The organism is Curtobacterium sp. GC_Cur_3 (genome assembly GCF_026544205.1).
Classification (GTDB): Bacteria; Actinomycetota; Actinomycetes; order Actinomycetales; family Microbacteriaceae; genus Curtobacterium.
In genome coordinates, this window is sequence record NZ_JALNUI010000033.1 from 1 (window position 1) to 24,926 (window position 24,926).

Annotated in this window: 22 protein-coding genes; 2 read left to right on the forward strand and 20 right to left on the reverse strand. The window is 72.1% G+C overall.

Annotated elements, in window-relative coordinates:
- Nucleotides 1–791: 791 nt before the first annotated feature.
- From dnaG to dusB, 3 genes are read right to left on the reverse strand one after another with little or no spacing between them, the layout of a single operon-like run.
- Nucleotides 792–2,702, reverse strand: a complete 1,911-nt coding sequence (gene dnaG / locus OXR63_RS15315; protein WP_267424632.1) for a DNA primase — start codon at nucleotides 2,700–2,702, stop codon at nucleotides 792–794.
- Between the two features lie 39 nt (nucleotides 2,703–2,741).
- Nucleotides 2,742–4,031 carry a deoxyguanosinetriphosphate triphosphohydrolase gene (locus OXR63_RS15320; RefSeq protein WP_267424633.1) on the reverse strand — a complete coding sequence of 430 codons (1,290 nt, stop codon included), beginning with the start codon at nucleotides 4,029–4,031 and terminating at the stop codon, nucleotides 2,742–2,744.
- Nucleotides 4,028–5,218 (reverse strand): tRNA dihydrouridine synthase DusB, encoded by a 1,191-nt coding sequence (dusB, locus tag OXR63_RS15325; protein ID WP_267424634.1) that lies wholly within the window; start codon nucleotides 5,216–5,218, stop codon nucleotides 4,028–4,030. Before dusB ends, OXR63_RS15320 begins: the two co-directional genes overlap by 4 nt.
- A 74-nt stretch (nucleotides 5,219–5,292) precedes the next feature.
- On the opposite strand from dusB, the gene OXR63_RS15330 reads away from it, so the two are divergent.
- Complete coding sequence (locus OXR63_RS15330; RefSeq protein ID WP_267424635.1) at nucleotides 5,293–5,778, forward strand: aminoacyl-tRNA deacylase; 486 nt, start codon at nucleotides 5,293–5,295, stop codon at nucleotides 5,776–5,778.
- A gap of 260 nt (nucleotides 5,779–6,038) precedes the next feature.
- Here the strand turns inward: OXR63_RS15330 and OXR63_RS15335 are convergent, their stop codons facing one another.
- From OXR63_RS15335 to OXR63_RS15345, 3 genes are all read right to left on the reverse strand, one after another.
- Nucleotides 6,039–6,758, reverse strand: coding sequence for a DsbA family oxidoreductase (locus OXR63_RS15335; protein WP_267424636.1), 720 nt, complete (start codon nucleotides 6,756–6,758; stop codon nucleotides 6,039–6,041).
- A 123-nt stretch (nucleotides 6,759–6,881) separates the two neighbouring features.
- Entirely contained in the window at nucleotides 6,882–8,267 is a 1,386-nt protein-coding gene (locus OXR63_RS15340) for a glycine--tRNA ligase (RefSeq protein ID WP_228505216.1), read from the reverse strand.
- A gap of 60 nt (nucleotides 8,268–8,327) precedes the next feature.
- Entirely contained in the window at nucleotides 8,328–9,353 is a 1,026-nt protein-coding gene (locus OXR63_RS15345) for an aminotransferase class V-fold PLP-dependent enzyme (RefSeq protein ID WP_267424637.1), read from the reverse strand.
- A gap of 72 nt (nucleotides 9,354–9,425) precedes the next feature.
- Between OXR63_RS15345 and OXR63_RS15350 the strand changes: the two genes are divergently transcribed.
- Complete coding sequence (locus OXR63_RS15350) at nucleotides 9,426–10,415, forward strand: LysR family transcriptional regulator (protein WP_267424639.1); 990 nt, start codon at nucleotides 9,426–9,428, stop codon at nucleotides 10,413–10,415.
- Between the two features lie 149 nt (nucleotides 10,416–10,564).
- Here OXR63_RS15350 and OXR63_RS15355 read toward each other — a convergent pair whose 3' ends face one another.
- The 14 genes from OXR63_RS15355 to dnaJ form a co-directional block, all read right to left on the reverse strand.
- The gene (locus OXR63_RS15355) at nucleotides 10,565–11,362 is read right to left on the reverse strand and encodes an isoprenyl transferase (RefSeq protein WP_267424641.1); all 798 of its coding nucleotides are present in this window, start codon (nucleotides 11,360–11,362) and stop codon (nucleotides 10,565–10,567) included.
- On the reverse strand, nucleotides 11,359–12,198 hold the full coding sequence (gene recO, locus OXR63_RS15360) for a DNA repair protein RecO (protein WP_267424643.1): 840 nt from the start codon (nucleotides 12,196–12,198) through the stop codon (nucleotides 11,359–11,361). Before recO ends, OXR63_RS15355 begins: the two co-directional genes overlap by 4 nt.
- Before the next feature lie 396 nt (nucleotides 12,199–12,594).
- A complete protein-coding gene (gene leuA, locus OXR63_RS15365; protein WP_267424645.1) occupies nucleotides 12,595–14,370 on the reverse strand; it encodes a 2-isopropylmalate synthase in 1,776 nt (591 codons plus the stop codon).
- Nucleotides 14,371–14,598: 228 nt separating this feature from the next.
- Nucleotides 14,599–15,996, reverse strand: coding sequence for an ABC transporter permease (locus tag OXR63_RS15370; protein ID WP_267424647.1), 1,398 nt, complete (start codon nucleotides 15,994–15,996; stop codon nucleotides 14,599–14,601).
- Complete coding sequence (locus OXR63_RS15375) at nucleotides 15,993–16,745, reverse strand: ABC transporter ATP-binding protein (protein ID WP_267424649.1); 753 nt, start codon at nucleotides 16,743–16,745, stop codon at nucleotides 15,993–15,995. The genes OXR63_RS15370 and OXR63_RS15375 overlap by 4 nt, the downstream gene beginning before the upstream one ends.
- A gap of 180 nt (nucleotides 16,746–16,925) precedes the next feature.
- The gene (locus tag OXR63_RS15380) at nucleotides 16,926–17,597 is read right to left on the reverse strand and encodes a response regulator (protein ID WP_267424650.1); all 672 of its coding nucleotides are present in this window, start codon (nucleotides 17,595–17,597) and stop codon (nucleotides 16,926–16,928) included.
- Entirely contained in the window at nucleotides 17,594–18,832 is a 1,239-nt protein-coding gene (locus tag OXR63_RS15385) for a sensor histidine kinase (RefSeq protein WP_267424651.1), read from the reverse strand. Before OXR63_RS15385 ends, OXR63_RS15380 begins: the two co-directional genes overlap by 4 nt.
- Before the next feature lie 56 nt (nucleotides 18,833–18,888).
- A complete protein-coding gene (gene era, locus OXR63_RS15390; protein ID WP_267424652.1) occupies nucleotides 18,889–19,827 on the reverse strand; it encodes a GTPase Era in 939 nt (312 codons plus the stop codon).
- The gene (locus tag OXR63_RS15395) at nucleotides 19,824–21,155 is read right to left on the reverse strand and encodes a hemolysin family protein (RefSeq protein ID WP_308202169.1); all 1,332 of its coding nucleotides are present in this window, start codon (nucleotides 21,153–21,155) and stop codon (nucleotides 19,824–19,826) included. The genes era and OXR63_RS15395 overlap by 4 nt, the downstream gene beginning before the upstream one ends.
- Nucleotides 21,152–21,613 carry an rRNA maturation RNase YbeY gene (gene ybeY / locus OXR63_RS15400; protein WP_267424653.1) on the reverse strand — a complete coding sequence of 154 codons (462 nt, stop codon included), beginning with the start codon at nucleotides 21,611–21,613 and terminating at the stop codon, nucleotides 21,152–21,154. Before ybeY ends, OXR63_RS15395 begins: the two co-directional genes overlap by 4 nt.
- Complete coding sequence (locus tag OXR63_RS15405) at nucleotides 21,610–22,581, reverse strand: PhoH family protein (protein ID WP_267424677.1); 972 nt, start codon at nucleotides 22,579–22,581, stop codon at nucleotides 21,610–21,612. Before OXR63_RS15405 ends, ybeY begins: the two co-directional genes overlap by 4 nt.
- A 58-nt stretch (nucleotides 22,582–22,639) precedes the next feature.
- Nucleotides 22,640–22,981: a histidine triad nucleotide-binding protein gene (locus tag OXR63_RS15410; protein ID WP_267424654.1), complete on the reverse strand. Its 342-nt coding sequence runs from the start codon at nucleotides 22,979–22,981 to the stop codon at nucleotides 22,640–22,642.
- A 65-nt stretch (nucleotides 22,982–23,046) separates the two neighbouring features.
- Nucleotides 23,047–23,784: a 16S rRNA (uracil(1498)-N(3))-methyltransferase gene (locus tag OXR63_RS15415; RefSeq protein WP_267424655.1), complete on the reverse strand. Its 738-nt coding sequence runs from the start codon at nucleotides 23,782–23,784 to the stop codon at nucleotides 23,047–23,049.
- Complete coding sequence (gene dnaJ / locus OXR63_RS15420) at nucleotides 23,784–24,899, reverse strand: molecular chaperone DnaJ (protein ID WP_267424656.1); 1,116 nt, start codon at nucleotides 24,897–24,899, stop codon at nucleotides 23,784–23,786. The genes OXR63_RS15415 and dnaJ overlap by 1 nt, the downstream gene beginning before the upstream one ends.
- Nucleotides 24,900–24,926 lie beyond the last annotated feature (27 nt).

A 24,926-nucleotide genomic window follows, 5' to 3' on the forward strand; every position in this document is an offset into this window, starting at 1 on the left:
GAGCGGAAGCTCGCACCGGGCGGACGACTCCGCACCGTGCGAGGGCGCGGAGGGCCCGGTCCGTTCCCGGGCACGCGCGGCCGGGAGGCTCGCCCCGCGCCCGCCACGCCTCCTCCGCCCGGTGGTGCGAGGTTGGGCACCCCGTGCGGCGACGGGGCGGCGCACGGGGCGCGCAAGCTCGCACCGAGCGCAGGATCCCGCACCGTGCGAGGGCGCGGAGGGCGCAGTTCCTCGCCGGGCACGCGCGGCCGGGAGGCGCGCCCCGCGCCCGCCACGCCTCCCCCGCCACGGCTGGTGCGAGGTTGGGCACCCCGTGCGGCGACGGGGCGGCGCACGGGGGCGCGCAAGCTTGCACCGGACGCAAGACCCCGCACCGTGCGAGCGGCGGACCTGTCCCCAGCTGAGATCGCAGTCCGTGTCGGCTCCGCCGCCCCGGTCACGACACGAAGTGCGATCTCAGCGGCCGGGAGGCTCGCCCCGCGACCGCCCCGCCGCCTCCGCCCGATGGTGCGAGGTTGGGCACCCCGTGCGGCCGCGTCGCGGCGCACGGGGAACGCAAGCTCGCACCGGGCGGAGGACTCCGCACCGTGCGAGGGCGCGGAGGGCCCGGTCCGTCCCCGGGCACGCGCGGCCGGGAGGCTCGCCCTGCGCCCGCCCCACCGCCTCCGCCGCGCGGCGGTGCGAGGTTGGCCCCCCCGTGCGGCCCCGTCCCGGCGCACGGGGCGCGCAAGCTCGCACCGGGCGGAGGACTCCGCACCGTGCGAGCGGCGAGCCCGGCGAGCCCGGCGTGACTACGCGGACTCGGCGTCGGCGCGCAGGCGCATCCGCTGCGCGTCGAGGTCGACGAGCTGGCGCTGAATCTCCCCGCGGCGGTCGGACTGCTCGTTCGGGTCGGCGCGCTGCAGCTGCCCGAGGAGCGAGGCCTTGCGCGCGAGCAGGTCCCGCTCGACGAGCGCCACGACGATCCCGCGGCAGTAGATCGCGAGGTCCTCGTCGGTGCGGGCGGGGATCGGCGCCAGTGCGAGCTCGGACACGAGGCCGCGGACCGGCGCCGGCACGTCCGAGGTCAGGCGGTCGAGCCAGTCCAACGCGCCGAGGGCATCGACGTTGGCGACGACGGCGTCCCGCACCACGGCGAGCATCGGCGCGGAGAAGGTGGCGGCTGCGGCGAGGCCGAGCAGCGGCGCCCCGACCGACGTCGGCTGCTGCACCATCGCCATCACGGCGTCGCGCTCCATCCGGGTGATGAGGTCGTTCGGCAGCGACCGGAGTCCGGCGACGGGCTCGTCGAGCGGCGCGACGAGCTGCCCGCCCGGACCGGCCTGGCCGACGGGGACGGAGCTGTGCGAGCGGGCGTCGGCGGCAGCGCGGGACCGAGCGCCCTCGACGGCGCGACTCACCTCGCCCATCTCGAGGCCGAGCCACCCGGCGAGTTCGCGGACGTAGCCCTGGGTGAGCGAGCGGTCGCGGATGCCGGCGAGCACGGGCGCTGCCGACCGGAGTGCGGCGACGCGGCCCTCCACGGTCTCGAGGTCGTGGCCGTCGAGCGTGCGACGGATCATGAACTCGAACATCGGGCGCTTGTTCGTCACCAGACGGCGGATCGCGTCGTCGCCCCGCGCCAGGCGGAGGTCGCACGGGTCGAGGCCGCCGGGGGCCACCGCGACGAAGGTCTGCGCGGCGAAGCGCTGCTCCTCGGCGAAGGCCCTCGACGCGGCGCGTTGACCGGCTTCGTCCGGGTCGAAGGTGAACACGACCTCGCCGTTGGCGTTCGGGTCGCCGCCGCTGACGTCCCCGAGCATCGGCCGCAGCACCTTGATGTGGTCGACACCGAAGGACGTGCCGCACGTGGCGACCGCGGTGGTGATGCCGGCGAGGTGGCAGGCCATGACGTCGGTGTAGCCCTCGACGATGACGACCTGCTTCTGCTTCGAGATGTCGCGGCGTGCGAGGTCGAGCCCGTAGAGCACGTGGCTCTTGTGGTAGATCGGGGTCTCCGGGGTGTTGAGGTACTTCGGGCCCTTGTCGTCGTCGAGCAGCCGCCGGGCGCCGAACCCGATCGTGGCGCCGGTGACGTCGCGGATCGGCCACATCAGGCGGCCACGGAAGCGGTCGTACGGGGAACGGTCACCCTGGCTGACGAGCCCGGCCGACGTGAGTTCCTCGATCGTGAAGCCCTGCCCCTTGAGGTGGTCCTTGAGCGCGTCGAACGACTTCGGGGCGAACCCGACGCCGAAGTGCGCCGCGGCGGCCGGGTCGAAGCCACGCTCCCCCAGGAAGCGTCGGGCGGGCTCGGCCTGGGGCGTGGTGAGCTGCGCGACGTAGTACTGCGCCGCGGCCTCGTTCGCCGCGATGAGCCGCGCACGGGTGTTGTAGTCGGTGCGGGGCCCGTCGCCCTCCTCGTAGTGGAGGGTGAAGCCGATCTTGGCGGCCATCCGCTCGACGGCCTCGGAGAACGTGGTGTGGTCCTGCTTCATGATGAAGCTGAAGACGTCGCCGTCCTCCCCGCAGCCGAAGCAGTGGTACCGACCGACCTGCGGGCGGACGTGGAACGACGGGGAGCGCTCGTCGTGGAAGGGGCAGAGGCCCTTCAGCGAGCCCACGCCGGCGGACTTGAGCGTGACGAAGTCACCGACGACGTCGGCGATGTTCACGCGTGCGCGGACCTCGTCGATGTCGTTCCGCGCGATGAGTCCAGCCACCCCTCGATCCTAGTTCGCGGGGCTGACCACGCCGACCGCTCAGACGGGGATGTGGACGGTCTCTCGTTCGCCGACGACGAGACGACGGTGCCACGCGAGCGCGCCCTGGTCGGTGAGGTTCGCGACCTGGTCCACGACGGCCCGCAGTCGACCGGTGTCGTCGTCGGCCTGGCGCCAGTCGGCGGCGAACCCGGGTTCGAGGGCGTCGTCGCCGCGGTCGGCCAGCACGTCGAGGAGTTCGGTCAGCACGCGGCGCTGGTCTTCGTACACGGGCTGCCGGTTGCCCTGGGTCATCACGAAGGCCGCGACGATGCCCTTGAGCACCGCGATCTCGCCGATGATCTCCGGCGGGGTGACGACCGACGCAGCGAAGCGCACGAGCGACCCCGAGGCGTACGCGTCCCGCGTGGCAGTGGTGGCCGTACGGGCGAACCGGCCGATGAGCTGCGAGGTGAGGTTCTTCAGCCGGGCGGAGTCCTGCCGGGAGCCGTCGTAGGACGTCATCCAGAGCGGCAGCGCCCGGAGTCGGTCGAAGGCCTCGAGCAGCTCGTCGCGGCTGAGGTCGTCCCCGACCCACGCGTGCATGGCCGACACGATGTCGTTCTCGCCGACCCGGTCCCCCAGCGCGGCGACGTCGATGAACCCGGCGACGACGGCGTCCTCGAAGTCGTGCACCGAGTACGCGATGTCGTCGGAGAGGTCCATCACCTGGGCCTCGATGCAGCGCTGGCGTCGGGGAGCCCCGGCACGGAGCCACTCGAAGGCGTCGTGGTCGTCGTCGTAGAACCCGAACTTCGTGCGCCCGGACGATGCTTCGCCGACACCCTGCGACGCCGGCCACGGGTACTTGCACGAGGCGTCGAGCGATGCCCGGGTCAGGTTGAGGCCGTAGGCCCGGTCCTGGTCCGGCCCGGAGCCGTAGACCTTCGGCTCCAGCCGGGTGAGCAGCCGCAGGGTCTGCGCGTTGCCCTCGAACCCGCCGATCCCAGCGGCCCAGGCGTTCACGGCTGTCTCGCCGTTGTGGCCGAAGGGCGGGTGGCCGATGTCGTGCGCCAGGCAGGCGGTGTCCACGACGTCGGGGTCGAGCCCGAGCGAGTCGGCGAGCTCGCGGCCGACCTGGGCGACCTCGAGCGAGTGCGTCAGGCGGTTCCGGGCGAAGTCGAGTCCGGTCGTCGGGCTGAGCACCTGGGTCTTGGCCGCCAGGCGCCGGAGCGCGCTGGAGTGCAGCAGGCGGGCGCGGTCACGGGCAAAATCGGAGCGGCGGTTGCCGTGCTCCTCGGGCAGCCAGCGCTCGGCGTCGGCGGGCCCGTACGAGGCGGTGGCGCTCATCCGCCGCTGTGGTGCATCTCGGCGGCGGCGAGGACCTTGCGGAACTCGGCGTCGACGTCGTGCGACTCGAGCCAGCGGTCGGGTAGTGCCGTGCGCTTCGGGTTGCCGGCACGACCGCGAGGCCCCTCAGCATCAGCACCCGGGTAGGGCGCTGCCGCGTCGAGCTGGCCGAGCAGGTCGTCGATCTCCTGCAGGCTCGACGCCATCGCGAGCCCGGAGCGGACGTCCCCGCCGATCGGGTAGCCCTTGAAGTACCAGGCCACGTGCTTGCGGATGTCCCGGCAGCCGTGCTCCTCGGACTCGAAGAACTCGACGAGCAGTTCGGCGTGCCGACGGAAGCCCTGGGCGACCTCGCCGAGGGACGGCATGTAGCGCAGGCCCTCTCCGCGGAAGGCAGCGGCCAGGTCGCCGAACAGCCACGGCCGCCCGAGGCACCCGCGCCCGACCACCACGCCGTCCGCGCCGGTCTGCTCGACCATGCGGAGGGCGTCGGCGGCGGACCAGACGTCCCCGTTGCCGAGCACGGGGATGTCGGTGACGGCTTCCTTCAGCGTCGCGATCGCGGACCAGTCGGCGTGCCCGGAGTAGTGCTCGTTCGCGGTGCGCGCGTGCAGCGAGACCGCGGCGACGCCGGCGTCCCGCGCGATGCGGGCGGCGTCGAGGTACGTGAGGTGGTCGGCGTCGATGCCCTTGCGCATCTTCACCGTGACGGGGACGTCCCCGGCGGCGCGGACGGCCTTCGTCACGAGGTCGCGGAACAGGTCCGTCTTCCACGGCAGGGCGGCGCCACCGCCCTTGCGCGTGACCTTCGGCACCGGGCACCCGAAGTTCAGGTCGATGTGGTCGGCGCGGTCCTCCGACACGAGCATCGTGACGGCTTCGGCCACGGTGTTCGGCTCGACGCCGTAGAGCTGGATCGACCGCGGGGTCTCGGACTCGTGGTGCTGGATGAGCCGCATCGACTCCGGCGTGCGCTCGACCAGGGCGCGGGACGTGATCATCTCGCAGACGTAGAGCCCGGCGCCGTACTCGCGGCAGAGCCGTCGGTAGGCCATGTTCGTGATCCCGGCCATCGGCGCGAGCACGACGGGCACGTCGACCTGGATCGGGCCGATGCGCAGCGGCTTCGACGGGACCCGCAGCGGGGTGCCGGCATGCGTGTCAACGGGTGCGTGTGTGATCGTCATACTCCTCCATTGTCCCATGCCCCTCGCGATCCCCGCGGAAGCGCGGACAGCTGTGGAGAACTAGCGTTGTCCCCATGACGACGACCGACCCCATCACCCGCTTCGACGCCGACGCCGCCGCCCGCGGGCTGCACGTCGAGGTCGTCGACCGTCCCGCCGCCGACTCCCTGGCGCAGGCCGCCGAGCTCCTCGGCATCACCGCGGGCGACGTCGTGAAGACCCTCGTCGTGAAGCGCCACGACGGCGACTTCGTGCTCGCGCTCGTCCCCGGCGGCCGCAGCATCGCCTGGAAGAAGCTGCGCGCGGTCGTCGGCGTGAACAAGCTCTCGATGCCCGACGCCGCCACGGCCCTGGCCGCGTCCGGCTACGAACGCGGCACCATCACGCCGATCGGCGCGACCGGGAACCTGCCCGTCTACGCCGACGAGCGCATCGTCGGCCGCCGGGTGGCCCTCGGCGCCGGTCGACACGGCGCGAGCGCCTTCGTCGACGCCGACGACCTCATCACCGCGTACGGCGCCACCGTCGCCGACATCACCGACGAGGAACCGCAGCGCTGAAGCGCTGCGGAACCCCGGCGTGGGCCAGGGACGCCCTCAGTCCGGTACCTCGCTCCAGTCCCCCTCGGCGCCGGGCACGAAGCACGTGTCACCCTCGCAGACCGGCGCCCCACCGGGCGTGACGAGCGTCAGGAGCGCAGGCCGAGCCTCTCCCCACGAGCTCGGCCGTGCCGCCGCTTCGCGACGCCCCGGTACCGGCTCGCGTGGGCCCAGACCGGCCGGGAGGCCCGACCCACCACCCACAGGCGCGCCGCGGCCCGTCATCGGGTCGCCGCCACGTCGGCGCTCGCGTCGTCCGTCGCACGCTCGGTCGCCGAGGCGACCTCCTCCGGCGTCGTGCCGCGGAGCGCGACGACCTGCTGCAGCACCTGCTCGAACGCCGCCGGGTCCTGGGCACCCGAGACGCCGTACTTGCCGTCGATGACGAAGAACGGCACACCGTTGATGCCGAACGCCTGCGCCTGGGCCTGGTCGGCGCACACGGCGGCGAGCTGGGTGTCGTCGCGGAGGGTGCGGAGCACCTCGTCCCGGTCGAGCCCCACCTCGGCGCCGAGGTCGGCCAGCGAGTCGTCCTGTCCGACGTGCTCACCGCGCTCGAAGTAGGCGGTGAAGAGCCGCTCGACCATCTCCAGCTGCTTGCCGTGCTGCTTGGCGAGGTGGATGACCTGGTGCGCCTTCACGGTGTTGGTGTGGCGGAGGGCGTCGTAGTCGTAGTGCAGGTCGACCGACTCGGCGATGCCGGCGACCCGGTCGATCATCTCCTGGGCCTGCTGCACCGGGAGTCCCTTGTGCTGGGAGAGGAACTCGGCCTCGGTCCCCTCGAAGTCCACCGGGGTGTCGGGGCTCAGCTCGAACGAGTGGTACTCGACCTCCACGGGGCCGCCGAACGCGGCGACGCCGGCCTCGAACTTGCGCTTGCCGATGTAGCACCAGGGGCAGGCGATGTCGGACCAGACGTCCACCTTCACAGAGTCGCTCATGCTGAACGACAACGCGGCGGTGGTGCTCCTATTCCTGCACCACACCGCGCAACGGACACAGCACCACGACGATGCGCGGTGCTGTGTCCGTTCCGTGATGCCGTGGCGCCGTGGTGGTGCCGGCTACGCCCCGAGCAGGCGCTCGGCGAGGTAGCCCTGCAGGCGGTCGAGGCCCACGCGCTCCTGGCTCATCGTGTCGCGCTCGCGCACGGTGACGGCCTGGTCCTCCAGCGTGTCGAAGTCGACGGTGATGCAGAACGGCGTACCGATCTCGTCGTGGCGACGGTAGCGACGACCGATCGCACCGGCGTCGTCGAAGTCCACGTTCCAGACCTTGCGCAGGTCGTCGGCCAGGCCGCGGGCGACGGGCGAGAGCTGCTCGTTGCGGGACAGCGGCAGGACGGCGGCCTTGACGGGCGCCAGGCGCGGGTCGAGGCGCAGCACGGTGCGCTTGTCCACGCCGCCCTTCGCGTTGGGGGCCTCGTCCTCGTGGTACGCGTCGAGCAGGAAGGCCATGAGCGCGCGGGTCAGGCCGAACGACGGCTCGATGACGTAGGGCACGTACTTCTCGTTCGCGGCCTGGTCGAAGAAGCGGAGGTCCTTGCCCGACGACTCGATGTGGTTGTTGAGGTCGAAGTCCGTGCGGTTCGCGACGCCCATGAGCTCGCCCCACTCGGTGCCCTGGAACCCGAAGCGGTACTCGATGTCCGCGGTGGCGTCGGAGTAGTGCGCGCGCTCGCCGTCCGGCACGTCGAAGCGGCGGAGGTTCTCCGGGTCGATGCCGAGGTCGGTGAACCAGGCGACCGAGTCGGCGATCCACTGCTCGTAGTGCTCCCCCGCGGTGGCCGGCGGGACGAAGTACTCGATCTCCATCTGCTCGAACTCGCGCGTGCGGAAGATGAAGTTGCCGGGTGTGATCTCGTTGCGGAACGCCTTGCCGACCTGGCCGATGCCGAACGGGGGCTTCATGCGGCTGGTCGTGACGACCTGGGCGAAGTCGACGAAGATGCCCTGGGCGGTCTCCGGGCGGAGGAAGTTCAGGCCCTCCTCCGACTCGACCGGGCCGAGGTACGTCTTGAGCATGCCGGAGAACTCGCGGGGCTCGGTCCACTGGCCGCGGGTGCCGCAGTTCGAGCAGGCGATCTCCGCCATGCCGCCCTCGGGTGCGCGCCCCTTCTTGGCCTCGAAGGCCTCGATGAGGTGGTCCTCGCGGAAGCGGTGGTGGCAGTGCAGGCACTCGACGAGCGGGTCGGTGAACGTGGCGACGTGCCCGGAGGCCTCCCACACCTTGCGGGGCAGGATGACGGCGGAGTCGAGCCCGACCATGTCCCCGCGTCCGCGGACGAACCGCTGCCACCACTGGCGCTTGATGTTCTCCTTCAGCTCGACACCGAGGGGCCCGTAGTCCCACGCGGAGCGCGAACCGCCGTAGATCTCACCCGACTGGAAGACGAAGCCGCGGCCTTTCGCGAGGGCGATGACCGAGTCGAGACGGGAGGGCTGAGCCAAGGAGAACTCCATCAGTGTCGCCGAGCTGGGTGCTCGGGGCGGGGAAGGGACCGGGCAAGCCTAACGGGCGAGCACCCGCGCCACCGCGTCCACGTCCGACTCGTCGTTCCAGTGGTGGAAGGCGAGCCGGAGCCGCCCCGCACGGCCCGACGCGGTGATCCCCGCCGCCCGCAGCGCCGCCAGCGCGGAGCCGGACGCATCGGGCATCGTCACGATCGCCTGCGTCTGCCGGGCCGACCCGAGGGCGTCCGACAGCCGGTCCGCGAGGCCGGTGGCGTGCCTCCAGGCCGAGGCCGTGTCGAGGGACGCGACGTGCCGCAGGGCGGCGACCGCCCCGGGCCAGGCCTGCCAGGCCGGCGAGACGTCGAAGCGGCGGGCGTCGTCGGCGAGCCGCATGGCCGGTCCGTAGCAGGAGGCCCAGACGTCCGCGCCCGCGTACCAGCCGGCCTGCGTCGGGCGGAGCCAACCGAGCGCGTCGTCCGAGAGGGTCATGAAGGCGACGCCGCGCGGCGCGCAGAGCCACTTGTAGGCGTGGGTGATCGTCACGTCGTAGGGCTCGGCGGACACCGGCAGCACCCCGGCCGCCTGGGTGAGGTCGCAGAGCGTCCGGGCACCCACCGAACGTGCCGCCGCCACGACGGCCGCCGAGTCCGCGACGACGCCGGTGGCCGACTGCACGGCGGACCACGCGACGAGCGCGGTGTCGGACCGCAGGCTGGTGGCGAGGGCGTCGAGCGGGACGCTGCGGACACGGACGCCGCGGTGCGCCTGGGCGAGGAACGGGAACACGATCGAGCTGAAGTCGCCGTCGGGGACGACCACCTCGGCGCCGTCGGGCAGCGCCGCCGCGACCACCGCCGTCATCGTCGAGGTCTGCGAGCCGGTCGCGATCCGTTCCGCGGGCACGCCGACGACCTGGCCGAAGAGCTCGCGGCCCGCCTCGACGAGGCCGCCGTAGCGGACCGGGTCCACGTGGCCGCCTGCCCAGAGGTCGAGGTCGGCCCGCATCGCGGCGAGCGTCCCCCGCGTCGGGAGCCCGGCGGTGCAGGCGGCGAGGTAGCCGTGGCCGTCGACGAAGGAGTCCATGGTCGCCATCGTCGTGCGGGCCCCCCTCATCACACCAGGACAACTTGCTTCGCCCTGCCATAACATCCTGTTGTGGACGACCTCGACCCGCAGCTGCTCAGGACCCTCCGTGCCGTCGCTGACGCCGGCTCCATCACCGGTGCCGCGGCGTCCCTCGGGTACAGCCAGCCCGCCGTCAGCCAGCTGCTCCAGCGCGCGGAGCAGCGACTCGGCCACGCACTCGTGCTCCGTGGCGCCCGCGGGGTGAGCCTGACCGAGGCCGGGCAGGTCCTCGCCGACCACGCGCTGCACGTGCAGGCAGCGCTGACCGCCGCCCGCGAGGACCTCGACGCCGTCGGCGGCCTCACGCGCGGGCGGGTCCGGATCGCCGGGTTCCCGAGCGCGTCGTCCACGCTCGTCCCGGCGGTCCTCGCCTGGCTCGCCGACCGCGTGCCGGGTGTCACGACGACCTACGTCGAGGTCGAGCCGCCCGAGGCGCTCGCGATGCTGCGGCGCGGGGAGGCCGACGTCGCGCTCACCTTCACCTACGTGGGCGACGAGGTCGGCGCGGTGCCGGACCCGGGGCTGCTGACGCGGACGATCGGGCGGGACCCGTTGGCGCTGGTCACGCCGGTGGCGGCGGGTGCGGGTGCGGGTGCGGAGTCGGCGGTCCGGTCGGGAGGCTCGGATCGCGGTGGTCCCGTCGGTTCACGTGCCGCCGTGGCTGGTTCCGGCACCGTGGACCTCGCGTCGCAGCGTGGTGCGCGGTGGATCGGGGGCTGCCCGCGCTGCCGGGGGCACCTGCTCGCATCGTGCGCGAGTGCCGGGTTCACGCCGGACATCGTGCTCGAGACGGACAACGCCGCGGCGGTCGTGGGGCTCGTCGCCGCGGGACTCGGGGTGGCGCTGCTCCCCCGCCTGGCACTCGCGACGACGGTCATCCCGGCCGGGGTGTCGGTCGACCCCGTGGACGAGGACCTGGCCCGCCGCGTCGAGGTCGTCGTCGCGCGCGGGGCCGAGCGCGTGCCGAGCGTCCGCGCGACGCTCGAGGCAGTGCGCGCGGCCGCGGCCCTGCTGGCCTGAGCCGCGGCGGGCGCGGCGCGCGGTCCGCGGGCGCGTGTCCGCGGCGCGGGTTCGCGGCGCCGAGTCTCGGCTGTGCGGACATCGTGCGGCTTCCGGAACGCGCACGGTGTCCGCGGAGGCGAGACTCGGGCCCGCCTGCGTCGCGCGGGTCAGGCGGTCGGGACGTCGACCGCGCCGCCGAAGCGCCGGTCGCGGCGGGCGTACTCCTCCACCGCGCCCCAGAGGTCCGTGCGCCGGAAGTCCGGCCAGAGCCGGTCGAGGAACACCATCTCCGCGTACGCCGACTGCCACAGCAGGAAGTTGCTGGTCCGCTGTTCGCCCGAGCTCCGCAGGAACAGGTCGACGTCGGGCATGTCCGGCACGTAGAGGCGGCGGGCGAGGGCCTTCTCGGTCACCTGGCTCGGCTTGAGCTTCCCGGCGGCGACGTCCTCGGCGATGGACCGGACGGCGTCGGCGATCTCGTTCCGGCCGCCGTAGTTGACGCACATCGTCAGGGTCAGCACGTCGTTGCCCGCCGTCATCCGTTCAGCGGTCTCGAGCTCGTCGATGACGCTCCGCCACAGCCGAGGATGCCGACCGGCCCACCGCACCCGCACGCCCCACTCGTTCAGCTGGTCGCGCCGACGCCGGATCACGTCCCGGTTGAAGCCCATCAGGAAGCGCACCTCCTCGGGGGAGCGCTTCCAGTTCTCCGTCGAGAACGCGTACGCGGAGATGTGCTTGACGCCGATCTGGATCCCGCCGGCGACGACGTCGAGCAGCGACGCCTCGCCCGCCTTGTGGCCCTCGATCCGCGTGAGCCCGCGCCCGTTGGCCCACCGACCGTTGCCGTCCATCACGATCGCCACGTGCTCGGGGACGAACCGCTGCGGGATCGCCGGGGGCGTCTCGCCTGTCCAGTCGACCGGACGGAAGGGCTCGGGAGCGTCGGTGCGGCGGGGGCTCATGCGGTGCTGGTTCCTTCGTGGACGTCGGGGAGTGCCGGGGCCGGCGTCGCAGCGACCGCCCGTGCCGTCGCCGCCGGACCGTCGTGGGAGACCGGCACCGGAGCGGGGTGCTCGGTGCGGTCGACGTGCGGCAGTGACTTGAGCGATCGTTCCAGGTGCCACTGGGCGTAGGCGGCGACCACGCCGGAGGCCCGCGACCTGGTCCGCTCGTCCGCCGCGTCCACCGCGGCCCAGTCCCCCGCGAGCAGCGACCCGAGGATCCCGAGCGTCGTGACGTCGAGCCGCGGCGATCCGGGCGGCGCAGCACCGTCGGCCACGACGCCGCCGAGCTGGACGACGAACGCCGAGTGCGGGCCCGGCTCACCCGTGACCGCGCAGTCCGAGAACGAGGGCGCCCACCCCGCGATGCTCATCGCCCGCAGCAGGTAGGAGTCGAGCGTGGCGGACGGCACGTGCTCGCCGCGGGACAGCGACCGGAGGGCCCCGACCAGGAGCAGGTACTGCTGCAGGCCGGCGTCCGCCTCGCTCAGACGGTCGGCGGTCTCGACCATGGCGCTGGCGGCGGTGTAGGCGCTGTAGTCGGCCACGATCTGCGCGCCGTACGCCCCGAGGGACTCGGCCTGCGTGACGATGTCGAGCGAGCGGCCCTCGTAGAACTGGGCGTCGACGACCATGAACGGTTCGAGCCGGCTGCCGAACTTCGACGCTGTCCGCCGCACGCCCTTCGCGACGGCACGGATCTTGCCGTGCTGGCGGCTGAGCATGGTGACGATGCGGTCCGCCTCGCCGAGCTTGTGGGTGCGGAGCACGACGCACTCGTCCCGGTACAGCGGCATGCCCCCAGTATCCCCCGCCGCACCGACAGCCCGCCTCAGGGGTGGGACCGCGCGTGGCCGGCCCTTCCGCGCGTGGCAGGTCCTCTCGCGCGTCGCAGGTCCTTCCGCGCGTGGAAGGTCCGCTCGCGCGTCGCAGGTCACTTCTTCCGACCCGCAACGCGCGGAACCACCTGCCATCGCGCCCGACATGGGTGGGAACGCACCACGGCCGGGAGGCGCGGTGCGGGTCGGACCCGCACCGCGCCTCCCGGCCGTGGTCGCGTCGTCACCAGATCGGCCCGCTGAGATCGCACTTCGTGTCGGGTCATTGCGCCTCGAAGCGACACGAAGTGCGATCTCACCGCAGGGGCGCGCTCCCGCGGGCCCGCAGGGCTGCGGGCCCGCGATGGCGAGGTGCTAGGCGGTGACGAGCTCCGGCGACGCCGCACCGGAGGCCGCGCCCGCGCGGACCGCGCGGTTCACGGCGGAGACGATCGCCTTGAGCGACGCGGTCGCGATGTCGGCGTCGATGCCGACGCCCCACAGCCGCACGCCGTCGACGTCGAGCTCGACGTAGGAGGCCGCCTTGGCGTCACCCGAGGCGCTCATGGTGTGCTCGGAGTAGTCGTACAGCGTCACCCCGACGCCCTGCTCCCGCATCACGGTGAGGAAGGCGTCGATCGGACCGGTGCCGACGGCCTCGGCGGTGACGCTGCCGTCATCGACGCGCATCGCGACCGACAGGTTCGTCGTGCCGTCGAAGTCGCTCGAGGTCGCCGTCTTCGTGATCTCGTAGCGGCCCCACTTGTCCTCGTCGACGGGTGCCGGCAGGTACTCGTCGCGGAACAGGTCCCAGATCTTGTCCGAGCTGAACTCGCCGCCCTCGGTGTCGGTGCGCTGCTGCACGACCCCGGAGAACTCGATCTGCAGCTTGCGGGGCAGGTCGATCGCGTGGTCGGTCTTGAGCAGGTAGGCGACCCCGCCCTTGCCCGACTGGGAGTTCACGCGGATGACGGCCTCGTACGACCGGCCGATGTCCTTCGGGTCGACGGGCAGGTAGGGAACGGCCCACTCGACCTCGTCGATGGACTTGCCCGCGGCTGCGGCCTTCGCCTTCATCGCGTCGAAGCCCTTGTTGATGGCGTCCTGGTGTGAGCCGCTGAAGGCCGTGTAGACGAGGTCGCCCGCCCAGGGCTGGCGCTCCGGCACGGGCAGCTGGTTGCAGTACTCGACGGTCCGCTTGACCTGGTCGATGTCCGAGAAGGAGATCTCCGGGTCGATGCCCTGCGTGAACAGGTTCATGCCGAGGGCGACCAGGTCGACGTTGCCGGTGCGCTCCCCGTTGCCGAACAGGCAGCCCTCGATGCGGTCCGCGCCGGCCAGGTAGCCGAGCTCGGCGGCGGCGACGGCGGTGCCGCGGTCGTTGTGCGGGTGCAGCGAGAGGATGACGTCCTCACGGTGTGCCAGGCGGCGGGACATCCACTCGATCGAGTCGGCGTAGACGTTCGGCGTCGCCATCTCGACCGTGGCGGGCAGGTTGATGATGACCTTGCGGTCGGGAGTGGGCTCGAAGACCTCGAGCACGGCGTTGCAGATCTGCAGCGCGACCTCGAGCTCGGTGCCCGTGTACGACTCCGGCGAGTACTCGTAGTAGACCGTCGTGTCGTGCTGCAGGGATGCCTCGGCCGCCTTGCACAGCTTCGCCCCGGCGACGGCGATGTCCACGACTCCCTGCACGTCGGTGCGGAAGACGACCTCGCGCTGCACGATCGACGTCGAATTGTAGAGGTGCACGATGGCCTGCTTGGCGCCGTCGATCGCCTCGTACGTGCGGTTGATGAGGTGCTCGCGGGCCTGGGTCAGCACCTGGATCGTGACGTCGTCGGGGATGGCGCCCTCGTCGATCAGGCTGCGGACGAAGTCGAAGTCCGTCTGCGAGGCGCTCGGGAACCCGACCTCGATCTCCTTGTAGCCCATGCGGACCAGCAGGTCGAACATCGCGCGCTTGCGCTCGGCGTCCATCGGGTCGATGAGTGCCTGGTTGCCGTCGCGCAGGTCGACGGCACACCAGCGGGGGGCCTTCTCGATGCGCTTCGTCGGCCAGGTGCGGTCCGGGAGCTCGACGGCGATCTGCTCGTGGAAGGGGACGTACTTGTGGATCGGCATCCCGGAGGGGCGCTGCGTGTTCTGCATCGTTTCGTCGCTTTCGTCGTTGCGCTGGTGATCAGCACTCGCGTGTGTGCGGCCACGACGGACTCCGCGACGAGGTGGGCCGTTGAGTCAGGCCTCGTCGCGGCAGCGAAGGAGGAGGAGCGCCGAGTACATCGCCTTCACCGTAGCACCGCACGTCGCCCGTGTGACAGCGCGGTCGAGCGACGGGCGGTGCGGGCAGCGCGGTGCCGGGCGGCACCGCACCGCGCGTCAGTCGAACGCGAGTGCCTCGGTCGGCGAGACCTGCATCGCCCGGCGGACCGGGGCGACGGTGGCGGCGACCGCCAGGACGAGTGCCCCGACCACCACGATGACGATCGTCAGCGGTGGCAGCACGGGTGCTCCCGGCGACCCCATCGACCCGAGCAGCGTCTGCCCGCCGACCCAGCCGTACACCGTGCCGAGCACCAGCCCGGTGACCACGGCGGCGACCACCATCTGGACGGCCTCGGTGATGATCATCCGACGGACCTGCGCCCCGGTGAGCCCAAGCACCCGCAGGAGCCCGAGCTCCCGACGCCGCTGCAGCACCCCGAGCGCGAGGGCGTTGACGACCCCGACCGCGGCGATCACGGCGGAGAAACCGACGATGACGCTGACCACGCCGTTGACCTGCACGAAGACGTCACGGAGCTGCTCGACCTGCTGCTTGCCGCCGCCGCCGAACTGCGCGCGGAGCTGCTCCTCCATCAGGTGCTGCATCATCCCGAGGGCGACCGCGAACGTGACCAGCAGCGTGACGCCGATGACCAGCCCGATGGTCGCTCGCGAGGCACGACCCGGCGCCCGCAACGCGTTCCGGCCGGCGAGGAGCACGACCGGGTCCTTCGCCCCGATCCGCCCGATGAGGGACAACACCGGCGGCATCACGATCGTCGCCCCGACGGCGACCCCGGCGAACGAGATGAACCCGCCGAGGGCCGCGGGGAACACGGCGACCGGGCTGCTGGAGCTGACGAGGAGTCCCATCAGCATCAGGGCACCGCCGCCGCCCATGAGCAGGATCGCCCAGACCTTCCGCGCCCGCCCGGACCGGACGTCGTCGTGACTCGGTTCGACGACGGAGGACAGCGCCTGCAGTGGCGTGACGGTCAGCACGCGGCGCGACCCCACCGCGAAGGCACCCCAGGTGGCCAGCACGACGGCGATCACCGGGAGCACGAGCTGCCACGGCACGAGCGTGTACGAGGTGTCCGGCAGGAAACCGTTGCCGCGCAGCACCGCCACGAAGAGCGCGGACAGGCCGGTGCCGACGACGACGCCGATCAGCCCGCCGATCACCCCGACCACCAGACCGGCGCGGGTGATGCGGGAGCGCAGGGTGGCCCCCGTGGCGCCCACGAGCCGCTGGAGCGCGATGACCCGGGTCTGTCCGGCAATGAGGGTGGCGCACGTGTTGGCGGTGACGATCGCCCCGACGTAGAGGGCGATGCCGAGGAAGAGCCACCCGACGACGTCGAGCACCGACTTGACCGAGGCGACATCGGACAGGCCTGCTGCCCGGAGCGCCTCGGTCACGATGCCCGGGGCGATGACGAGTGCGGAGCCGAACGTGGTGCCGAGGGCGGCGACCAGGATGGTGGGCGAGAAGTCGCGGACGGCGTTCATGCTGCGGCCTCCATCCCGAGCATCGTGGTGGAGATGTCAGCGGCGCTCATCGCGGGCCGGTCGCCCACGATGCGGCCGTCGGCGAGGAACAGGATGCGGTCCGCGTTGGCGGCGGCGACCGGGTCGTGGGTGACCGTGACGACGCTCTGGCCCCACTCGGCCACCGCGCCGCGGAGGATCCCGAGCACGTCACGCCCGGTGCGGGAGTCGAGGGCCCCGGTCGGTTCGTCGGCCACCACGACGGCGGGGCGGGACGCCAGTGCGCGGGCGATCGCGACGCGCTGCTGCTGGCCGCCGGACAGCTGGTGCGGACGGTGCGAGAGCCGGTTGCCGAGCCCGAGCATGTCGACGAGCCGGTCGATCCAGGCGTTCTCCTCGGTGGACGTCCGGTGGCCGCCGAGCAGGAACGGCAGCCGGATGTTCTCGCTGACGTCGAGCGTCGGCACGAGGTTGAAGGACTGGAACACGAACCCGAGCCGCCGACGACGGAGCTCGGTGAGGTCCTTGTCGCCGAGGTCGGTGATGTCCACGCCGTCGATCTGGATGCGGCCGGCCGACACGGCGTCGAGCCCGGCGGCGACGTGCATGAGCGTGGACTTGCCGGAACCCGACGGGCCCATCACCGCGGTGAACTCACCCGCGCCGATGTCGACGCTGACGTCGTCGAGGGCGGTGACGCGGCGGGCAGCGTCCCCGAAGTGCTTGGAGACGTGGTCGAGCCGGATGATGGGAGCGTGGCTGGTGGTCATGCTCCAACGATGACGGCCGGGAGGCCCTCCCCGCGTCCGCCGGTCGGCTCCTGTGGATGGACCGCTCGGTGCACTTCCCGGTGGAGGACTCATCCGCTCGGATGACGCCGCGACGCCGCCACGCCGGCACGCCGCGACCCCGCGCCGCGCAGCGCGGCTCGGCTCGGCTGGGCTCGGCGGTCAGTCCTTCGTGACGAGCCCGTGCTCGTGCGCGAAGACGACCAGGCGGACCCGGTCGCGCAGGCCGAGCTTGCTGAGGACCCGGGAGATGTGGGTCTTCACCGTCGCCTCGCTCACGAACTCGTGCTGCGCGATCTCGCTGTTGCTGAAGCCGCGGGCTGCGAGGTCGAAGATCTCCCGCTCCCGCGGCGTGAGGTCGTTGACGGCCGCCGGGACGTTCGCGGCTCGCTCGGCGGTGTCGTCGTACCGACGCAGGAGCTCCCGCGTCGCCGATGCCGCGAAGACGGCCGTGCCCGCGTGGACGGTGCGGATCGCTGCGAGCAGGAACTCGGGGTCAGCGTCCTTGAGCACGAACCCGCTGGCGCCGGCGCGGATGGCCTTCGCCGCGGCCTCGTCGAAGTCGAAGGTCGTCAGCACGAGGACCTTCGCGCCGTCCGTGCCGGAGTCCTCGACGATGCGCGCGGTGGCGGTGATGCCGTCCATCACGGGCATGCGGACGTCCATCAGCACGACGTCGGGTCGGCCCTGCCGGACGAGCTCGACGCCCTCGGCACCGTTGCCGGCCTCCCCGACGAAGCGCAGGTCCGGCTGGGAGTCGATGAGCATCCGGATGCCGGTGCGGAAGAGCGCCTGGTCGTCGACGAGGGCGACGCGGATGGGGGTGTCGGTCATGGCGCGGTGCGCTCCTGGTCGGTCGAGGTGAAGAGTCCGCGGGGCATCTGCCCGGTGGCGGGGTGTGCCGGCATGCGGACGGCGACGGCGAAGTCCTGTCCGCGCGGACCGGCGGTCATCGTGCCACCGGACAGGGTCGCACGCTCCCGCATCCCGACGAGTCCGTGGCCGGTGCCGGGTCCGGCGCGGCCGTCGTCCGAGCGACGGTTCACGACGTCGATCTCGACCGTGTCGGGACGGTAGGTCAGGGACGCGTGCACCGGCGTCCCGCGTTCGCCGTGCTTGTAGGCGTTCGTCAGGCTCTCCTGCACGATCCGGTACACCGCGAGCTGCGTGCTCGTCGGCAGGCTGCTCGGGTCGCCGTTCCGTTCGATGTCGACCTCGAGGCCGACCTCGCGCATCTCCCCGACGAGCCGCTCGATGTCGTCGACGTCCGGCGTGGGCGTGGTGCCCTGCTCGTGCCGGAGCGCGCCCAGGAGTTCGCGCACGTCGCCGAGCGCTCGCCTGGCCGTGCTCGAGATCGTGCCGAGCGCCTGGTCGGCCACGGCCGGGTCGGCCTTCAACGCGTACCGGGCGCCGTCGGCCTGCGCGATGACCACCGCGAGGGAGTGCGCGACGATGTCGTGCATGTCCCGGGCGATGCTGACGCGCTCCTGCTCGACGGCGACGGCGCGGTCGGCCCGGGCGGCGTCGCGCTCGGCGAGCAGCTGGGCCTCTCGGCTCATGCGGGCCGTCTGCTGCGTGCGGGCCACCACGCCACCCAGCCACGGCAGCAGCAGCAGGGCGAGGACGACGATCAGGACCGCGCCGACGACCTTCCCGGACTCGACCACGGGGCCGTACTCGGTCGGCTCGTTCGACCGGGTGATGAAGTCCGGGATGCCGACGTACAGGGCAGCCGTCACGGCCCCGACGATCGCCGAGACCAGGCCGGCCAGCCGGACGCGACGACTGCCGTACGCGCTCGTCGTGTACATGACCCCGGCGATGAGGATGTTCGACGGGTCCGGCTGCTGACCGGTCACCATCTGCGCGATGGCCGTGACCCAGGCGACCGAGAGCGCCAGACCCGGCGACAGACGCCGGAGTGCCAGCGCCGCGGTCATCCCGACGACGATGAAGGCCTGGTCGCTCGTGAGGAGACCGGCCGACCCGACGAGCGCCACGACCACGCCGAGGGCCACGGCGACGACGACGTCGGTGACGATCTGGCTGCGCAGCATGGGACGGAACACGCGTCCACGGTACGGCTGGCCGGGCACGTGCGCGTCCGTCCGGCGGATGACCGGCGTCAGAAGCCCAGTCGCCCGAGCTGCTTCGGGTCGCGCTGCCACTCCTTGGCGACCTTCACGCGGATGTTGAGGTACACGTGGCGACCGCCGAGCAGCGACTCGATCTCGGCACGCGCGCGGATGCCGACGTCCTTCAGCCGCTCGCCCTTGTGGCCGATGACGATGGACTTCTGGCTGTCCCGCTCGACGAACAGGTTCGCGAAGATCCGCAGCGGCCCGTTGGGGTCGTCGTCCGGGTCGGGTTCGACCATGTCCTCGATGAGCACGGCGAGGGAGTGCGGGAGTTCGTCGCGGACGCCCTCGAGCGCGGCTTCGCGGATGAGCTCGGAGATGCGCTCCTCGTTCGTCTCCTCGGTGATCGCGTCCGCGCCGTAGAGCGCCGGGGACTCGGGCATCAGCCGGGTGATCTCCATCAGCAGGGCGTCGAGCTGGGTGCCCTCGGTGCCCGAGGTCGGCACGATGGCGTCCCACTCGCGGAGCGCGGAGACGGCGAGGAGCTGCTGGGCGATCTTCTCCTTGCCGGCGCGGTCGACCTTCGTCACGATCGCGACCTTCTTGGCGCGCGGGAAGTGGTCGAGCGTCTCGTTGATGAAGCGGTCGCCCGGGCCGATCGGCTCGTTGGCCGGCACGCAGAACCCGATGACGTCGACGTCACCGAGCGTGGACTGGACGAGGTCGTTGAGGCGCTCGCCGAGGAGCGTGCGCGGGCGGTGCACACCGGGGGTGTCGACGATGATCACCTGGCCGTCGGGACGGTGCACGATGCCGCGGATGGCCCGTCGCGTGGTCTGCGGCTTCGAGGAGGTGATCGCGACCTTCTCGCCGACGAGCGCGTTCGTCAGGGTGGACTTGCCGACGTTCGGGCGTCCGACGAACGACACGAAGCCGGCTCGGTAGGTGATGGGACGCTCGGTGGCGCCGTCGTCGGTGTCGCTCATGCGGAGTGGGTTCCCGTCGTGGTGGTTGCGAAGCCGTCGAACGCCTGCTCGACGCGCTCGAGGGCGTCGGTGCGCTCGGCGAGCACGGAGATGAGGTGGCGGCGCTTGCCCTCGACCCGGTCGGCGGTCAGGACGACCCCGGAGACGGTCACGGACTCCCCCGCGGTGGCGAGGTGGCCGAGCTCCTTGGTGAGCAGACCGCCGGCGGTGTCGACGTCGTCGTCGTCGAGGTCGATCCCGAACAGGTCGCCGAGGTCGTCGATCGGCATCCGGGCGGAGACCCGCCAGACGCCGTCGCCGAGGTCGACGCGGTCGACCACCGTGCGGTCGTACTCGTCGGAGATGTCGCCGACGAGTTCCTCGATGAGGTCCTCCATCGTCACGAGCCCGGCGACTCCCCCGTACTCGTCGACGACGAGCACCAGGTGGTTCTTCGCCGCCTGCATGTGGCGCAGGGTGTCGTCGGCGTGCTTGGACTCGGGGACGAACTCTGCGACGCGCAGGAGCGACGTGACCGGTCGCCCGCCCGCGTTCTTGCTCTCGTACAGCGCACGAGCGAGATCACGCAGGTAGACGACCCCGAGGACGTCGTCGCTGTCCCGCCCGGTGACGGGCATCCGGGACACCCCGGCGGCGAGGAACTGCTCCATCACGGCCGACAGCGTGTCGGCGGCGTCCGCGGTGACCATGTCGGTGCGTGGCACCATGACCTCGCGCACCAGAGTGTCGCTGAACTCGAAGACGGAGTGGATGAGCTCGCGGTCGTCGGCTTCGAGGACGTTGCTCTCGGTGGCCTCGTCGACGAGGGACAGCAGCTGCTCCTCGCTGGAGACGCTCGACGTGCTGCCGTTGCGCCCCGGCGTGACCCGGTCGCCGATCACGACGAGGAGTCCGGCGAGCGGCCCGAGCACGATGCGCACGGTGTGGATCAGCCCACCGGTGAGCCCGACGAGCTGCTCCGGGTGTGCCCGTCCGACGCTGCGGGGGCTCGACCCGACCAGGACGAACGACACGGCCGTCATGATCGCGGCGGACACGATGAGTGCCAGCCACCAGGTGTCGAGCACGCTGAACAGCGCGATCGTGACGAGCACGGCGGCGGCGGTCTCCGCCAGCACACGGAAGAAGTTCAGCGCGTTGACGTGGGCACCGACGTCGTCGGCGATGGCCTCGATCGCGCGACGGCGCTTGTGGCCCTTGGCGATCTCGTCGAGGTCGGCGCGGGACGACACGGCGAGTGCGGCGTCGGCGGACGCGAGCAGACCGCCGAGGACCACGAGCACGAACGCCACCGCGAGGAGGGCGGCGACGAGGAGCACTGCCGTCACCGCCCTCGGCGCTGTGCGGCGAACCCGGCGAGGATCTCCCCCTGCAGCCCGAACATCTCGGCCTTCTCGTCGGGCTCCGCGTGGTCGAAGCCCAACAGGTGCAGGATGCCGTGGCACGTCAGCAGCAGGAGCTCGTCCGTGGTGGAGTGCCCGGCGGTCTTCGCCTGGGCCTCGGCCACCTGCGGGCAGAGCACGATGTCGCCGAGCAGCCCGGCCGGGGTCGGCTCGTCCTCGGTGCCCGGGCGGAGCTCGTCCATCGGGAAGCTCAGGACGTCGGTCGGGCCCGGCTCGTCCATCCACCGGATGTGCAGCTGCTCCATCGCGCCCTCGTCGACGAGCACGACGGCGAGTTCCGCGTCGGCGTGCACGTGCATGGCGTCCAGCGCGAACGCGGCGAGGCGCTGGATGGCATCGTCGTCGACCGCGACGCCGGACTCGTTGTTGAGCTCGATGCTCACCGGGCGCCTCCTCTGGCGTCGTTCCTCGTGCTGGACTGGCGGCGCTCCGCCTGCTCGACGAGCCGCTGCTCGTCGTAGACGGTGTAGGCGTCGACGATCCGACCGACGAGGGTGTGGCGGACCACGTCCTCGCTCCCGAGCCGGGCGAAGTGGATGTCCTCGACCTCGGACAGGATCTGCGTGACCAGCCGCAGGCCGGAGACGTTGCCCGGCAGGTCGACCTGGGTGATGTCGCCGGTGATGACCATCCGCGACCCGAACCCGAGGCGCGTGAGGAACATCTTCATCTGCTCGGGCGTGGTGTTCTGGGCCTCGTCGAGCACCACGAATGAGTCGTTGAGCGTGCGACCGCGCATGTACGCGAGCGGTGCGACCTCGACCGTGCCGGCTGCCAGGAGCTTCGGGACCAGTTCGGGGTCCATCATCTCGTTGAGCGCGTCGTACAGCGGGCGGAGGTACGGGTCGATCTTGTCCGTCAGCGTGCCGGGCAGGAACCCGAGCCGCTCGCCGGCCTCCACCGCGGGGCGGGTCAGGATGATGCGCGTGACCTCGCGCCGCTGCAGGGCCTGGACCGCCTTGGCCATGGCGAGGTAGGTCTTGCCGGTGCCGGCGGGGCCGATGCCGAACGTGATCGTGTTCTCGTCGATGGCGTCGACGTACCGGCGCTGTCCGTCCGTCTTCGGACGCACGGACTTGCCGCGGCTCGACACGATCGGGGCGCCGTAGACGTCCGCGGGGCTGCGGGCCTCGTCGATGATGCGGGCGGACGTCGGGATGTCCGACTGGCCGATGTCCTGGCCGCGCTTGACCATGTCCACGAGCTCGTCGACGAGCGCGCGGGCACGGGCGACGTCGCGCTCCGGGCCGGTCAGGGTGACCTGGTTGCCGCGGACGAGCACGCGGACGCCGGGGTACTGGCGTTCGACGGTCTTCAGCAGTCGGTCCTGTGGGCCGAGGAGCTGGACCATCGCGATCCCGTCGACGGCGAGTTCCGAGACGGCTTCGGTCTCGGTGGGTGCGGTGTCGTCAGCTGGCAAGGGTGCCTTCCTGCAGGTCGCCTGCGAGTACGTGTGCGTGCACGTGGAACACGGTCTGTCCGACGGTCTCGCCGGTGTTGAAGACGAGCCGGTACTGCCCGCCCGAGCGCTCGTCGGCGATGCGCTGGGCGGTCGCGACGACGTGCGCCAGGAGGTCCGGGTCACCGGCCGCGAGCTCGGTGACGTTCCGGTACTGCTCGGTCTTCGGGACGACGAGGACGTGGACCGGGGCCTTCGGGGCGATGTCCTCGAACGCGATGACGCGGTCGTCCTCGGCCACGATGGTCGCCGGGACGTCGCGCGCGACGATCTTCGAGAAGATGCTGCTCATGGTCCCATCGTAGGACGCCCGACCGACGCCGGGCCGTGCGGGTGCGACGGTGCTGCGCGAGGCGGTCACCATCGGCCGAGCCGGGCCTGCAGGACCGCCAGCGCCGCGGGGCCGGCGGTGGAGGTGCGCAGGACGGTGTCGCCGAGTCGGACCCGCACCGCTCCGGCCGCTTCGAGGCGGTCGAGCTCGGAGCCGTCGATGCCGCCCTCTGGCCCGACGACCAGGGCGATCTCGGTGGCGTCGGCCGGGGGCTCCCAGGTGGCGAGCCGCTCGGTCGCGGTGGGGTCGAGCAGCACCAGCACGACGCCGTCCGAGGACGACGCCGCGAGCTGCGCGGTCGTCATCGGCGGGTCCACCGAGGGCACGCGCGACCGGATGGCCTGCTTCGCGGCCTCGTGCGCGATCGCTGCCCACCGGGAACGGCCCTTCTCCACCTTGGCGCCGTCCCAGCGGGAGACGCTGCGCGCCGCCGACCACGGGACCACGCGGTCGACGCCGATCTCGGTGGCTGCCTGCACCGCCATCTCGTCGCGCCCGCCCTTCGCGAGGGCCTGCACGAGGGTCAGTGACGGGGACGGGGAGTCCTCGACCACCACGGACGCGACCGACAGCACGAGCGCGTCACGTCCGACGGACTCGACCGTGCCGAGCACGACGGTGCCGCGGCCGTCGCCGATGCGGAGGGTCTCCCCGACGCGCACCCGGGCGACCGTGGTGGCGTGGCGGCCCTCGGCACCGTCGAGCGCGACGGAGTCCCCGACGGTCACGCCGTCGAGGGACTCCACCAGGTAGAGCGAGGCCATCAGAAGTTGAAGAACCGGTCGCGCAGCTTGCCGAACATGCCCTGCTGGAACCGTGCGAGCTGCGGCGCCGCGGACCTGTGCGACTTCGCGAGCTGCTCGACGAGCTGGCGCTCCTTGTGCGAGAGCTTCGTCGGGGTCACGACCTGCACGCCGACCCGGAGGTCGCCACGCCCGCTGCCGCGGAGCTTCGTGATGCCGCGGTCCTTGATGACGAGGACGTCGGCGCTCTGAACGCCCGGGCGGACCTCGAGCTCGACCGGGCCGTCGAGGCCGTCGATCGTCGTCGTGGTGCCGAGGATCGCGTCGGTCATCTGGACCTCGAGCGTGGCGAGCAGGTCGTCACCGTCGCGGCTGAAGACGTCGTGGTGGTGCACCCGGACCTCGAGGAACAGGTCACCGGAGGGTCCACCGGCCGGGCCGACCTCGCCCTGACCGGGCATCTGGAGGCGCAGACCGGAGTCGACACCGGCGGGGATGTCGACCGGGATGGTGCGACGGGCGCGGACGCGACCCTGGCCCTGGCACGTCGGGCAGGGGTTCGGGATGACGGTGCCGTGGCCACGGCAGGTACCGCACGGCGCGCTCGTCACGACGTTGCCGAGGAGCGACCGGACCTGGCGCTGGATGGAGCCGGACCCGCCGCAGATGTCGCACGTGCGCGGGCTGGTGCCCGGTGCGCAGCAGGAGCCGCCGCACGTCTCGCAGAGGACCGCGGTGTCGACCTCGACGTCCTTGTGCGTGCCGAAGACGACCTCGTCGAGGTCGACGTCGATGCGCAGCAGGGCGTCCTGCCCGCGCTCGGCCCGGCTGCGGGGACCGCTGCCACGACCGCCACCGGCACCGCCGCCGAAGAAGGCGTCGAAGATGTCGCTGAAGCCGGCCGCACCACCACCGCCGAAGGGGCTGTCGGCCGCGGGGCCGGCGTCGTAGCGGCGCCGCTGCTCGGGGTCGCTCAGCACGTCGTACGCGTGCGTGACGTCCTTGAAGCGTTCGGCGGCGTCGGGGCTCGGGTTCACGTCCGGGTGGAGTTCCCGCGCGAGTCGGCGGTACGCCTTCTTGATGTCGGTGTCGGCCGCGTCACGCGGGACACCGAGGACGTCGTAGTGGTCTGCCACGTATCCCTCAGTTGTGTTCGTCGGTGG